The organism is Rothia sp. HMSC072B04 (assembly GCF_001813725.1).
Taxonomy (GTDB): domain Bacteria; phylum Actinomycetota; class Actinomycetes; order Actinomycetales; family Micrococcaceae; genus Rothia; species Rothia mucilaginosa.
The window spans coordinates 39,351-53,627 of sequence record NZ_KV813803.1; the positions used below are offsets into that span (position 1 = coordinate 39,351).

Annotated in this window: 6 protein-coding genes; 4 read left to right on the forward strand and 2 right to left on the reverse strand. The window is 60.3% G+C overall.

Annotated features, from left to right (window positions below):
• Positions 1-71: 71 nt before the first annotated feature.
• Positions 72-767 (reverse strand): 3'-5' exonuclease, encoded by a 696-nt coding sequence (locus HMPREF2928_RS04675; protein ID WP_070687497.1) that lies wholly within the window; start codon positions 765-767, stop codon positions 72-74.
• Between the two features lie 358 nt (positions 768-1,125).
• Between HMPREF2928_RS04675 and HMPREF2928_RS08960 the strand changes: the two genes are divergently transcribed.
• The 4 genes from HMPREF2928_RS08960 to HMPREF2928_RS04690 all read left to right on the forward strand — a co-directional run bounded on the left by HMPREF2928_RS08960 (position 1,126) and on the right by HMPREF2928_RS04690 (position 12,171).
• Complete coding sequence (locus HMPREF2928_RS08960; protein ID WP_141754949.1) at positions 1,126-2,670, forward strand: AAA family ATPase; 1,545 nt, start codon at positions 1,126-1,128, stop codon at positions 2,668-2,670.
• The gene (locus tag HMPREF2928_RS09075; protein WP_141754950.1) at positions 2,667-3,365 is read left to right on the forward strand and encodes a hypothetical protein; all 699 of its coding nucleotides are present in this window, start codon (positions 2,667-2,669) and stop codon (positions 3,363-3,365) included. Before HMPREF2928_RS08960 ends, HMPREF2928_RS09075 begins: the two co-directional genes overlap by 4 nt.
• Before the next feature lie 69 nt (positions 3,366-3,434).
• Positions 3,435-7,331, forward strand: a complete 3,897-nt coding sequence (locus HMPREF2928_RS04685) for a PD-(D/E)XK nuclease family protein (RefSeq protein WP_070687499.1) — start codon at positions 3,435-3,437, stop codon at positions 7,329-7,331.
• Between the two features lie 79 nt (positions 7,332-7,410).
• Positions 7,411-12,171, forward strand: a complete 4,761-nt coding sequence (locus HMPREF2928_RS04690) for an ATP-dependent DNA helicase (RefSeq protein WP_070687500.1) — start codon at positions 7,411-7,413, stop codon at positions 12,169-12,171.
• 1,036 nt (positions 12,172-13,207) lie between these two features.
• On the opposite strand, the gene HMPREF2928_RS04695 is transcribed toward HMPREF2928_RS04690, so the two are convergent.
• Positions 13,208-14,209 (reverse strand): phosphotransferase, encoded by a 1,002-nt coding sequence (locus HMPREF2928_RS04695; RefSeq protein WP_049349437.1) that lies wholly within the window; start codon positions 14,207-14,209, stop codon positions 13,208-13,210.
• Positions 14,210-14,277: the final 68 nt, after the last annotated feature.

The following is a 14,277-nucleotide window of genomic DNA, read 5'->3' on the forward strand; positions in this document are numbered from 1 at the left end:
GGGGATAGTGTCAGCCCGTCAGTAAAAGAGAGGTGTTTGGGGATGCTGCCTAGGTTTTTAGCGGCGCAGGTTTAGCGGCGCACAGGCCAGCGGCCGTCAATGACCTCAGATTCCTTACCCGGCTGCGTACGCAACCACGCCTGGAAGCTTGCCGCCTGCTCCGCCGCCCACTGAATCTGCTGCTCGTGCAGCTGGCGCGCATCCACGTTGAGAACCTCGGGGAACTGCTCGGTCAGCTTCACCAGCAGACGCTCCGCCGCCAGGGCATCATCAGCGGAGGTGTGCGCGTTCTCCAGGGAGACACCGTACTCGGCGGCAAGAACCTCAAGGGTGCGCTTGCCGCGCTTACGCGGAATCACGTGCTTATGCAGAACGTACGGGTCGAGCACCACACCGGGCGGCAGCTCACCGTTGGCAATATTGTGGCGCAGCATCTCGTGGTGCAGCACCGAAAAATCGTAGGCGGCATTGAACGCAATAATCGGCACACCGTCAAGGTTCAGCGCACCAATCGCACCGGCAAGCTCCCACACGACCTCGCTGGCGGGACGGCCGTGCTCACGCGCGTACTCGGTGGTGATGCCGTGCACGGCGGCGGCACCGGCGGGAATCTCAACGCCGGGGTCGGCAAGCCACTCGCCACGGCGCACCACATTACCCTGAGGGTCCAGCAGGATCAGGGAAGCAGTCACGATGCGGGCGGTGGTGACGTCCACACCGGTGGTTTCAAGGTCAAAAGTGGCGCGCAGGCCGTTCATCCAGGTCATGCTATAAGACTAACCCAGCGGCGGTGCAGGCGCGTGCCCGGTCGTCACGCGGCTGTGGATAAGTGAGAAATGGTTCTTTCTCCTGCTATATAACCTGTTCGGAAGCAACGTTAACGTCTGTACGTAAGCTGTGGAAGATGACCATCAATTAGCTCAGGTACCCTAGCCTGTATTTGGAATCTCTGTCTAAGAAACCGAAAAGATAGACTACCTGATGAGGTGATGAGAGAATTTGAAGGTATCATATATTTACTGAAGTTTTGCACCCTGGGACATGGAGGTTCCAAATTTAAGAGTAAGATAATTTTTAGCTATTCTAAATGGTTTCATCGGATTTTATTTTAGTTAGGAGAATATTGTGAAATGTTGTATTTATAATATGGGGCCAGTTCGATATGCTGAATACTCCCTTGAAAAATTCAATATTATATGTGGTATGAATAATACAGGTAAAACATATGTCACATATAGTTTGTTTGGGTTTTTAAGTGGCTGGGAAGGGATTTTCGATTCTTTTGCATCTCGTAGTGGGTTCAATGTTAAATCAATTAACCTGAAAGATCTTTTGAAGATGAGAGAATCGAAGGTTGATTTGGGAGAGTATATTAATCCATCTTCGGGGGATGTTTCCTTGTTGCAAGAATTTTTAGATGGGTTGTGCAATGTTTACTCGCGAAGTTTGGATGCTATATTTGCTGCCGAAGGTGCTAAATTTACCGATAGTTATTTGCGAATCCATTTGGATGAATCGGATATTCAGAAAATACGTGAATCGCAATGGGTGCTGGACGTAAATATTCCTGTCCCGTCGGAGACTGGGGATGATTGGGAGAACTTAGCTATCTCTGCCGAGAAAAAAGAAGGCGAATTGTGTGTGTATTTCAGGTTGAAAGACATGGCAAGTAATGGTCTTTTGGCTTTATCTACCTTCAGTTCTAAAAAAATTAGGAGAATTGATGATGGGATATCGTTTGCGCTTATAAGATGTATTCTAAAATCTGTTTTTCCTCGGCCATATATATCAAGCGCTGAGAGGACGGGAATTGTCACGTTCCGAGATGGATTGATGATTGCTAGCCAGAATTTTGTTTCGTCAATAGTGTCTAAGATGAAAAATCGCGGTGATAGTAGAAATAGGGCTATGCGTGATTCCTTGTTTAGCGAGGAGATTTCTGTTGATCAACAGTATGATTTCGAATATCCTTCTGCGATTCAGTCTAATATCGACTTTATGACGAGGATTAAAAATGTCATTAAGAAGGATGGTTACATTAATAAAAATCATAAAAATATCCTTGAATATTTCTTGAATATTAGTGAAGGTGAATATCGATATTCAAATTCATCTATTGGTTACTATTTATCAAAGGGAGAGGGTAAATCAAAAAAGCGAAATAATCGCTTTAGTCTTGACGAAGTGTCTAGCTCGGTTAGAGCGCTGGTTGATTTGTGGTTCTATCTTCGTTATTATGCCCGCAAGGGGGATTTGTTGATAATTGACGAACCTGAATTGAATCTGCATCCCCGAAATCAACGTCTGATGGCCCGTCTTTTGGCAATGATTTCCCAAGCAGGAATCAGTATTCTTATTACAACTCATAGTGAGTATATTCTTCGAGAGTTGAACTATCTAATTCGCCTGTATTCCGTGTGGGACAATGTGGAGCATGATAACAGCCTTGTCGCAGGATATGATGAATCCATGTTGCTTAATTATCAAGAAGTGAATGTTTGTGTTACTGGTAGGAATAGTATCCTTGTTCCAGGATATAAGAAGAAGACTAGAGTGAATACTCTGTCCAAGGTTGAAATTGATGAGTATGGAATTAAGCTGGATTCATTTAATGATGTGATAGATGAAATGAATAAATTGGAAGATTATATCTACTGGGGATTGGAATGATTACTCTATTTGAAAATCTTTTCGGTAGAGAAATAATTAATTTGCCAAGTGGTGCTGATGGCAATTTTTTTCTTAAGGAGTCAGCACGTCCGGATTACCCTGGATATACTCTTCAAATTAGAGGTCTATCGAAAAGGGCATATATGATTGGAATAGACGAGCACTTTAAGGTGGATTCTATTTTTGGAAGTTGTCATTCGCAGGCAAAACGCCCCGACTATCTAATTGTTGACCCCGATAATTCCGTCGCTTGCGTTATTGAATTAAAGGGAGCGGTTAGTTGGGGCACTCTGAGGCGATCCGATATCGTAAGTCAGTTGAAGGGAGGAGAGGCGTTCCTGAAATACTGTGATATTCTAATTAAAACTTTTGTTTCGGGTAAAAGTGATGACTCCTGCGACTCTCCGTGTCGATGGTGTGATAAGGAATATAAATCTCATGGATATAAAATTCGATATATTTGCATTTATGGTCTTGGTGCTTGCAATCGTATAAATGGCAAAAATAAATATGTGGGTGCCGGGGCTCCTAAGCGAAGAGTTGGGCCTCCTCGGAATAGGAATGCTAAGTCTAATAATACTGAAAATACTCCGGATAATTTTGCCAAGCTTGGTCCTGCAGACCTCCACTTTAGCGGTGATTCTGAGTGTGTGGAGATTCATTGGAGTCAAGTTTTAGGTGGAGATAACAACTAGAGGACTCTCGGGAGGAAAATAATGACGGGCGGCGGGATGAACCCGCCGCCCACCCGATAGACTGAAACCATGACAACCCAACTTCTCACCGGCATCCCCGGAACCGGTAAAACCCACCACCTCACCGAACGCGCCCTGCGCTACCTCGCCGACGGGAACGACCCCGCCCGCCTGCTCATCCTCGCACCCACCCGCACCGCCGCGACCCGCATGCGAGACACCATCGCCGCATCCAGCGACCGCAGCCTCTCTGTAGCACCCACCCGCGCCTGGGCCGCATACGCCTTCGACCTGCTCAAACGAGCCCAAACCCGCGGGCTGCTCAGCGGCGTAGAAGGCAACCTCAAACTCCTCTCCGGCCCCGAACAAGACGTCATCATCGGCGAACTACTCGCCAACCACGCCGAAGGCATCGCACCCGGACCCGCCTGGCCCGACGTACTCCGCGACGCCCTCGCAACCCGCGGCTTCCGCCACGAAATCCGCGACTTCTTCGACCGCATGGCAGAATACGACCTCACCGCCGAAGACGTACACGCCCTCGCCACCGAACACAACCAGCCCGCCTGGCACGCCCTCGCCCAACTGCACACCGAATACCGTGCCGTGCGAGCCCTCCGCGCCAAAAACGCCTACGACCCGGCAGTACTCATCAACGACGCCTGCCGGCTGCTACTGCGCGCCCCCGAATTCCTCGCCGAAGAACGCCGCCGCTACGACCTGATCCTCATCGACGACGTGCAGGAACTCAGCCCCTCTATCTACCGGCTGCTGCGCCTCATCGCCGCAGAAGTCGCCCCCGCAGACGCCGCGCACCTGGCTGAAACCCACCCCGACCTCTTCGCTGAAGGCCCCCAGGTTGTCATGACCTACAGCGACGAAGCCGTCGTCCAGGGCTTCCGAGGCGCCCGCCCCGACCTCGTTACCACCCTGCAGGCAAGCTTCCCCAGCACGCGCACCCGCACGCTCACCACCTCGTACCGCCTGCCCGCACTCATGATGCCGCTCGTGGCGGACATTCGCCGCCGCCTGCCGCGCTACACCCGATTCGTGCCGCTCACCGCTGAGCAGGAAGGGACAAAGAATGGTGTGCAGGAGGGGGTAAAGAACGGCGCAAAGAATGGTGCTCCCGCAACCGCGACCTTCGGACGCATCAACACCACCCCCGCCGACGAAGCCCTCACCTGGGGCACCGCCGACGAACCGCTGCTGCATCTGGGCGCCGACGGCAAAATCCTCGACCCCGCACACTCCCGCACCGCACCCGCCGGCGTGTATAAGTATGCGCTCTCCAGCTCTCAGGACGAGGCGAACCTCATCGCCCAAATGCTGCTCGAAGAACGCATCTACGGCAACCATCCCTACCGCGAGTCCGCCATTATCGTGCGTAGCAGCGCGGACGTGGCACGCATCCGCCGCGTGCTCTCCTCGAACGGTATTCCCTCGCGTACCTCCGCGGCGCTCGTGCCGGTGCGCGACGAGCCCGCCGTACGTCCCTTCCTCGATGCGCTCAGCCTGCTCGTCTACGCCCGCAAGCGCGGCGAGAAGGCGCTGAATCCCGCCGTGCACATGCCCGCTGGAGGTAGCGCAGAAGGCACGGGGGCGGCCGAGCGCGGCGGCTATGAGGCCCTCAGCGCCTCCGAAGCTGAAGAGCTCATGCGCCGAAGCCTCGACGACGTCATCGCCGAAGAAAGCCGCGCCAACCCCCTCGGCGGCGCGCAGAGCGCCATCACCCTGCTCACCTCCCGGCTCGGCGGCGCATCCAGCATGGACGTGCGACGACTCCGCCAGCAGCTACGATCCATCGAACTGCAAAGCGGCGGCCACCGCCCCAGCGACGACCTGCTCCTCGGCGCCCTGCTACACCCCGAAACCCTCCCCGAAGAGGGCGTAGGACGCGCCGTGCACCGCATCGCAGCCGTGCTCTCCGCCGGACGTAAAGCACTCGCTCGCCCCGAATCCACCAGCACCGAAGTGCTCTGGGCGCTCTGGGAAGCCAGCGGCCTCGAAAAGACCTGGGTCGCCCAGTCACGCGGCGCAGGCCCCGACGCCGATGCCGCCCACCGCAACCTCGACGCCATGATTGGTCTGTTCGAAGCTGCCGACCGATTCGACGAGCAGATGCGCGGCGCCGGTGCCGAGCAGTTCCTCGACTTCATCGACGCGCAGGACCTGCCCATGGACACCCTCGCCGCCCGCGGCGTACGCCAAGACGCGGTCGAGATTCTCACCCCCGCGCTCGCAGCCGGTCAGTCCTGGCGCACCGTATATGTATGCGGCCTGCAGGAAGGCACCTGGCCCAACACCACCGTGCGCGGCTCCCTGCTGAGCACCGGCGACCTTGTGGATCTATGCGATGCGCGCCTCCGCCAGCGCGCACAGCAGACAGAACAACAGGCGGGGGAGAGCGAGCAGCCGATGCCGCCCGCCCGCATCCGTAGCTATCCCGAACGCGTGCGCGACACCCGCCACGACGAGCTGCGCATGTTCGCCGTCGCCGCCACCCGAGCCAGCACCCGCCTTGTGCTCACCGCCGTGTGCAACGACGATCAGGCACCTGGCGAGTTCTTCGACTTCGTGCTGCCCACCGACGCGGTCGGCGACTCCACGGACGTGCCCATCACCCGCGTGCGCCGCCCCGCGACCCTGCGTTCCCTCGTGGCGGAGCTTCGCCGCACCCTCGTTGAGGAATCGATGAACGCGATGCGCGCCGAAGACGCCCAGCAGAAGGACACACAGCAGAACGGCGCACCGATGCACAGCGCACCGGAGGACGAGGCGCTCACCCCGGAGGCTTCCGCGTACCGACTCGATGCCGCCTCCCGCACTCTGGCGCGCCTGGCGAATGCGCAGGCACCCGGCGCCGCACCCGACGAGTGGTGGGGTCTGCTGCCGCTTTCTAGCACGGAGCTGCTTTTTGCGCACCGCCCGGCAGACCACGCTGAGCTGGACGAAAACCACGGTGAAGACGGCGAAGAACAGGCTGAAAACCCTGCCGAAAACCCCGGCCGCCGCACGATTACGCTTTCGCCCTCGCGCCTGGAAACCATCCACAGCTCCCCGCTGGATTGGCTGGTTTCCGCCGCCCGCGCGGAAGCCCAGACCGACCTGTCCCGCTCGCTCGGAACGCTCGTGCATGCCATCGCCGAGGAGTACCCGACCGGCACCCTCGAAGAGCTCCAAACCGCCCTCGACGAGCGCATTAGCTCCCTCGGCGTGCCCGCCCGCAAGGAGGACGAAACCGACGAAGAGTACCGCGAGCGCGTGCCCTGGGAATCCTATGCCCTCTACGAGCGCGCCAAGCGCATGATTCTGCGCCTGAGCTACTACTACCGTCAGCACATGGGTGACGCCGGCTGGCAGAACCTCGGTGTTGAAGGCTCCTTCGCGGTGCGTGTGCCCGTGCCCTTCGACCCCGCCGGTGAGGTTGGCGAGCTGGATGCGCTGCTCACCGGTCGTGTGGACCGCCTCGAGGGTACCGCCCCGGCGGAGGACGGCACCCGCCGCTACGCCATTGTTGACCTGAAAACCGGTAAGTCTAAGCCGACTGGCTCGGAGATGGAGACGCATCCGCAGCTTGCCGCCTACCAGATCGCGGTGGAGGCTGGTGCGGGTGAGCAGCTGGAGGAGCGCTACCGCGCCGAAGCCGCCGCCCTGGAGGCGGGCGAACCGCTACCGGATGCCCGCCCCCAGGAGCTGGAGTACACCGGCTATACGGGTCATTCCGCAGGCGCGGCGCTCGTGCAGTTGGGCGCCTCGGGCGTGAACGATGAGAGCAAGACTCGCCTGCAGGTTCAGCCGGCCCTGACGGAGCACGATTCGTGGGCGGCTGAGCTGGTGCAGCACGCCGCGGAGCTGATTGCTGGCTCGCAGGTGCAGGCTCGTCACCGTGAGGGCGGCTATGGGTGCCGTCTGCCGGAGATCTGCCCGATTTGTACGCGCGGCCGTCAGGTGACGCAGCCCTAGTAGCCGCGTACCCTACGTTTACTTTCGATATCACTCACACCGAACCTCCCATGAGAATGATCCATGAGGAAGAGGAATCATGACTGACTCTGGCGCATACGGCGCTGATATGCAGGGCGCTACTACCCCCGGCGCTTACCCCGGTTCTGGCACCGGCATGCTCACCCCCGCCCAGTGGTGCGAGCACAATAGCTGGCAGCTGCCCAACGGCGTGCTCTTCTCCGCAGAGGCCGCCGCGAACAACCCCGAGCTGAAGCCCGCTGGCTACCGTAGTGCCCTCGATATTGCCGAGATGCTCAACGGCGCCGACGGTAAGAAGCCGACCCCCGAGCAGGTCCGCATGATTGAGGCGGGCCCCGCCCCGACCCTCGTCATTGCCGGTGCCGGTTCGGGTAAGACCGCGACCATGGTTGACCGCGTGATTTGGCTGGTCGATAACGGTTTTGTGCGCCCGGAAGAGGTGCTCGGCGTGACCTTTACCCGCAAGGCGGCAACCGAGTTGCGCAGCCGTATGCGTGCTGGCCTGAACACTCTGCGCCGTAGCCGCCGCGTCGCCCCGACCGATGAGGAGCTGCGCGAGGGCATCGCTGACCCGACCGTGCTCACCTACCACTCTTACGCGAATAATCTCGTCAAGGAGTACGGTTTGCGCCTGGGTGTGGAGCAGGACGCGCAGATGCTTGGTGATGCGCAGAAGTGGCAGCTTGCCGCGCAGATTGTGCAGTACTGGGAGGGGGAGCTTCCCCTCGATAAGGACGGCGTGCCGGTGTCTGCGGCGACCATGATTAACCAGATGCTACAGCTTTCTGACGAGTGCGCGGAGCACCTGGTGGAGCCGCAACAGGTTATTGACTTCTGCACCGAGCAGTTGGCGGCGTACGCGGCGGTACCCGATCCGCGCCGTGCGACGAAGACCGAGAGGGATATTCAGAAGGTTCAGCGTCTGCTGCGTAACCGCCGAGTGTACGCGCGCATGGCGATGAGCTACGCCCGCGTGAAGGCGCGCATGCAGGTGCTGGATTTTGGTGACCTGATGCGTTTTGCTGCCCGCATTGCGGAGGCTGACCCGGCGATCCGTGAGGGTGAGCGCGCCCGCTTCAAGGTGGTTCTGCTGGACGAATTCCAGGACACCTCTCACGCTCAGATGAGCCTGTTCTCCTCGATTTACGGTGCCGATGAGGCGGCGGGTATTCCGGCGCATCCGGTGATGGCTGTGGGTGACCCGAAGCAGTCGATTTACGGTTTCCGTGGCGCTTCGGACGGCCAGATGTTCAGCTTCTACCGTCATTTCCCAACCAAGCATGTGCGGCCGCTGTTCCTGTCCATTGCGTGGCGTAACGACATTTCGGTGCTGAACGCGGCGAACCATGTGGCGGAGAAGCTGAAGGAGGTTCCCGAGTGGGTGCGTGCCGCCGACGGCGATATTACCGCCGCTCAGGTTCCTGACCTGCGCCCGCGCTGCGCTCTGGTGGGGGAGCCGGGCTCACCCGCCTTTGAGCAGGCTGCCGCGGGCATGGTGGGGCGCGTTGATTTGACGTACCACGACTCTGACCGCGAGGAGGCTGTGGCTATCGCTGAGCGTATTGCGGCGATGCGTACCCAGGCGGTGCGCGAGTATGAGCGCGCCTACGCGGCGCATCGTTCCGGTGATGGTTCTGTGCATCCGCGTTTGAAGATGCCTGAGATTGCGGTGTTGGCGCGTGTGCACGGTCAGCTGGACCCGATTCGTGTGGAGTGCGAGCGTCTGGGTATTCCGGTGCAGCAGGTGGGTTTGGGCGGTTTGCTTTCCCAACCGGAGGTTGTGGATTTGGTGTCGGCGTTACGTGTGCTGGCTGATCCGAACCGTTCGGATGCTCTGGCGCGCCTGCTGACGGGTGCGCGTTGGCGTTTGGGTGCGGCGGATATGTTGGCGCTGGGTGATTGGGCGCAGTCGCTGGTGCGTGAGCGTGAGCGTGCCCTGCGTGAGCAGATGGCGTTGCGTATGCTCGCCGAGGCTGAAGACGCCGACGACGCAGCCGCTATCCACCTGCAGGCGGAGCACCTGCGCGCCGCCCAGGAACGCCTGGACGAAACCCTCAAGGGCGCGGTGGAGGACTCCTCCGGCTACGCTTCACTGATTGAGGCGGTGGAGAACCTGCCGCAGGACGGCGCGGACGGCGACCCCCTCTACGGTGAGCAGTACCGCGGCCGCCGTTTCTCCCCGGCGGCACTGGAGCGTCTGCGTGCTTTCGCTGAGCAGATGCGCGTGCTGCGTGCCGGTTTGAGCGAGGATTTGGGCACGCTTCTGTACGAGATTGAGCGGACCATGCTGCTGGATATTGAGCTGGCGGTCCGCCCGGGTACCGACCCGCTGGGTTCACGCGCGAACCTGGACGCTTTCCACGAGGTTGCCGCTGCCTACGGCATGTCGGCGCCGCGTATTAACGCGATGATTTACGCCGGCTCTGACGGCGTGAGCGCGGAGGAGGGCGACCCGGGTGCGCGCCGCTTCCTGCTGTCTTCGGGCGGCGTGAGCTACGTGATGGGCTTCCTCGCGTGGCTTGAACGTGCCGATGACGAGGAGAAGGGCCTGGCGCTGGGCGCCGTCGAACCTGACCCGAACGCGGTGCAGCTGATGACCATGCACGCGGCGAAGGGCCTGGAGTGGGATCACGTGCTTCTGCCGGGCCTGTGCGGTAGTGCGACCGGCGGGCAGACCCCGAACCTGTGGCAGATGTCGGCTAATGCGGCTCTGCCCTGGCCGCTGCGTGGCGACCGCGAGTACCTTCCGTCGATTCTTGAGACCCCGGAGGAGATTACCGCCTTCGAGAAGGCGAAGGACCTGGAAGACTACCTGGCCGAGCACAAGGATGATGCCGCCGAGCATGCCGGCATGGAGGACCGCCGCCTCATGTACGTGGCGATGACCCGTGCCCGTAACCTGCTGGCGTTGAGCGCCTACCGCTGGAAGAGCGCCGCTATGCTCCCCCTGCCGGTGCAGCCCTTCTGGGAGGAGCTGATGGAGATGCTTTTCAAGTCGCTCTTCGGCCCGAATACGCCCATGGTGGATGCGCCCTCTGTGCGTTTCGAAGAGACAATGGATACCCCCTGGGCGGCACCGCAGCTGGTGGGCATGGGCCTGTCGTACACGATGCCGAACCCCGCCGATAAGCGCAAGAAGGTGCACCTGAACCATGTGCGCCGCTGGGCTGAGCAGCTGGCGGAGTCGAAGTACCGCCTGGTGGAGCCGGTGACCCTGGTGCACGGTACGGTTGTGGACCCCTCGAACCTGCCGCCCGCCCCCGATGAGGCGGCGCTGCTGAAGGCTCTGGAACTCTACCCCGTAGACGCCGACGAGCTCACCCCCGTACAGGCGGAGGCGAGCGCGAACGCTCGGGCAACCTACGCCGAGCAGGTGCAACGCTACGCGTGGGCGCTGGTTGAGGCCATGGCTCCTGCCCTCGCGCAGGATTGGCAGCTGGCGGCTCCTTCCGTACGAGCACGCACGGTGGCGGAGAACTGTACCCGCCTGAACCTGCCGGTGCCCGAATGGATTATCGAAGCCACCGAGCGGGAGAAATGGCGTGAGGCGCAACCGCCTCAGCCCGGTTTCTCGCCGACGGTGGCGGCGGCGCTGCCGATTGAGGTGAGCGGCCAGTTCGCCCAGAAGAACTACGAGGACAGGAACCCGAACCTGGGTGCGGTGCTGACCGCCATGTGGCCTTTTGATCCGCTGGAGCGCCCCGTGATTTGGCGTTGGGCTTCTGATGATGCCCTCAATCGGGGCACGGAGGCGGTGCTTCGCCGCGGCCAGCATGAGCAGCTGGAACGTGAGATTGCGATTAACTCCTCGAGCCGTCGCGAGGCGGTGGAGCGTGCCGCCCTGGCGGTGGAGCTCGCTGTCGGCGCGGGGGAGGATGACCTGCACCAGAGCGGGGATGTAGCGGGGGAGAGCGCAAACCACCCTGCACCCGCCGTACTCGCTGTACACGGCGAGTCCGCCATTCCTGAATCCCTGCGCCAGCAGGCGGTGGACTGGGAACGCGAAGCCGACCTGCTACTGCTCATGATGGGCCAGACCGACCCGGTGCTGAGCGAGCAGCTGCCAGGGCACCTGTCCGCATCCACGTTCATTCGCCTAAGCGAGGACCCGCAGGGCACGGTGCATCAGCTGATGCGCCCGGTGCCGCAGCGTCCCTCGCGCGCGGCAACGATTGGTACGGCGGTGCACGCGCTAATTGAGGAGCACTTCGGGGTGGCGCCGAGCGCCGACCCGCTGGAGGCACCCGACGCGGAGGACACGGTGGGCGTTGACCTGCCTGCTTCTGCTGCTGCCTCCGCCTCCGCCGCGCCCGCTGAGCCTGCAGATCCTGCTGACCAGCAGGAACAGGACGAGTTCACCTTCGAGGACGACTTCGAGGAATCCGAGAGCGAACTGGACGCCTCCGTTCAGCGCCTCTGGGAGCGCTTCGCCAACAGTGAGTGGGGCAGCGACGAGTGGAAGGACCGCATCTGGGCGGTCGAATACCCGGTCGAAACCCACATCGAGGGCGTAAGCCTGCGCGGCCGTATCGACGCGGTGTTCCGCACCGAGGACGAGGGCGGCGAACGCTGGGTGCTGGTGGATTGGAAGAGCGGTTCCCGCCCGAAGATGTCGACCATGCAGTCTCGACGCTTCCAGCTGGGCCTGTACCGCATCGCGTTCTCCCGCATTATGGGCGTGGACCCGGAGCGTATCAGCACCGTGTTCGTGTACCTGGGCGGCAAGGGTGTTGCGGAGGTGTGGGATCACCAGATCCGCGGCGGCCTGCCCTCGGAGGCGCAGCTGGCGAAGGTGATCCGCGAGGCGCGCAAGGGCTAGGTAGCGGATCTCAACAGCGAATCTCCCAGCGCCGGGCGGGCGGCGCTCGCGCGTTAGCTTGAGCCAATAACCGAATACAGAAAAGCAGCTCACGGAGGCATTGCGCCTCGTGAGCTGCTTTTCTGCGTGGACTTCTGCGGTTAATGGCAGAGAACGCCTCTTCACCCCACTGCATTAGGGTGATGAGGCGTCCTCAGCCGCTGAAGAACTATAGAGGTACTTCGTGCCCTCGCACGCTCCGGGAAAGAATCGCGCCGAACGACTGCCGCTCTCGCGGCCTCACTCGCGCCGCCGGCGCCCCGTGGGGTTTGCGTGCGTCTTTACTCTCAAACACAACCTCGAAAGTAACTCTATAGATTTCTGCCATCGGTGATTGGTTGCGCGGTGCATGAATCCGGCTCGGGTCTGACATGACCGGTCAGGGTCCCGTCCAATCTGTCTCCCCAATTTATCGCTGCCACGATATCAGCGCTGGTCAGTGCGCTATGGGGAGTGTGTCCGCTGGTATTCTCGCGGCACAGCAAAAGTATTCCAGGAGTTTTTGAAAAAATCTACAGGGTAAGTTTTTACCCTAAAATGCACTATTTTGAGCATAGTTCAAGGTGAAGTTGAGACTCTGTGGACTCCCGAGGTCAAAAGTTGGTTCATGTGGGTTTGTGGCGTATTAGCACCCGGGAAATATTGTGAATGGCGCCTTTAGCGCACCTTCAAGTCTCAGCCTTAATCTGAGTCATTCATGCACAAAAATGCAAAACTGGTGCTCAAAAGGTGAGGGGAAACACTTAAAGAAATTTCGGCAAAAAGCCCACTAAAGCCCCTCCACTAGCCCTTATAGGCATCATCCCGTCGGTTTGACAGACAGCCAGGAGAGCTAGTTTTACCGGGCGCGAGTCAGCGGATATACAGCCCAGTAGATACAGTTCAGCCCCGCAGTGCAGTACTGCGGGGCTGAACTGTAAACCTAGCTGAACCGAAAACCTATGCGGCAGGTGACACCCTGGCTGGCAACAACCTGGCGGCTACTTACCTTATGAGCTTACTCGGCGGGACCGACCAGCGGGCCGACCTCCTCCTGTCCGAGCAGTTCGCCGGAGGCACGCAGGTCGTCCTGAATGTCCAGGAGCATGGACACCGCGTGGGTTGCGCCGTCGCGGTCGCCAACCTCCACGGTGTGGGTGAGCCACTGGGCGATCGCGAACTCCGCGTAGAAGTTCGCGCGCTGCGCCAGGTAGGCGTCGGGCAGCTGAGGCATCTGCTGGCGGTACACCTCGATTGCCTCGTCGGTGAAGTCGATGTCCTGGCAGGAGTACAGCCAGGCGAAGTCCTGCGCGGGGTCGCCCACGTGCACATCGGACCAGCCGGTGACCTCCACGATGCGCGCCGTCGAGGGCGTGACGTGCAGTACGAGGTTCTCGGCCCCCATGTCACCGTGGACCACGCGCGGGCGGAACTGCCACATGGGTCCGGGGGAGAGCACGGTACGCCAGTGTGCGAGTAGGTCGGCGGGCACCTTGCCGGTTGCGGCGGCACGCTCGAGCTCGGCGTTCTTGCGCAGACGAATCTGCTCCGAAGAGTAGGAGGGCAGATCGGCTTCGTAAATGATGTCTTCGGGCATCACGTGCAGGGTCGCAATGTCCTTGGCGATGATGGACGCCAGGGAGGGGCGGTTCGCCGCAACTTCGCGGCGGCTCAGCTCGGCGAGCTGGTCCACGTCGTAGATGGTGCCGGGGATGTGCGTGTACACGAACACGTTGCCGCCCGCGTAGGGTACGGTGCCGGCGACGGTGGGTACGGCGAAGGGCAGTCGGGCGCGCAGGCCGGGGCTGAACGACTGCAGGATGAGGTGTTCAGCTTCCAGACGCATGCTGGCGTCGGGGCGGCGCGGGGCGCGCACTCGCCAGCGGCGACCGGTGGAATCGGCGATGATTGCCGAGTCGAAGTCGTCGCTGTCTTCGCGGACCGGTTCGGCGCCGACGGGGTAAATCCCGGGCACTCCGGCGGAGACAATGGCTGCTAGCTGAAGGGGAGATAAAGTCACGGGTTAAGGTTACCAAACCAATGTGTGCCGTTTAGTAGTTTTTGGGATCTTTATGCCAAGTGGTGAAG

Excerpts from the sequence above, each read along its gene's own strand:
- HMPREF2928_RS04685 (WP_070687499.1), top strand. The coding sequence starts at position 3,435 with ATGACAACCCAACTTCTCACCGGCATCCCCGGAACCGGTAAAACCCAC.
- HMPREF2928_RS09075 (WP_141754950.1), top strand. The coding sequence starts at position 2,667 with ATGATTACTCTATTTGAAAATCTTTTCGGTAGAGAAATAATTAATTTG.
- HMPREF2928_RS04675 (WP_070687497.1), bottom strand. The coding sequence starts at position 767 with ATGACCTGGATGAACGGCCTGCGCGCCACTTTTGACCTTGAAACCACC.
- HMPREF2928_RS04690 (WP_070687500.1), top strand. The coding sequence starts at position 7,411 with ATGACTGACTCTGGCGCATACGGCGCTGATATGCAGGGCGCTACTACC.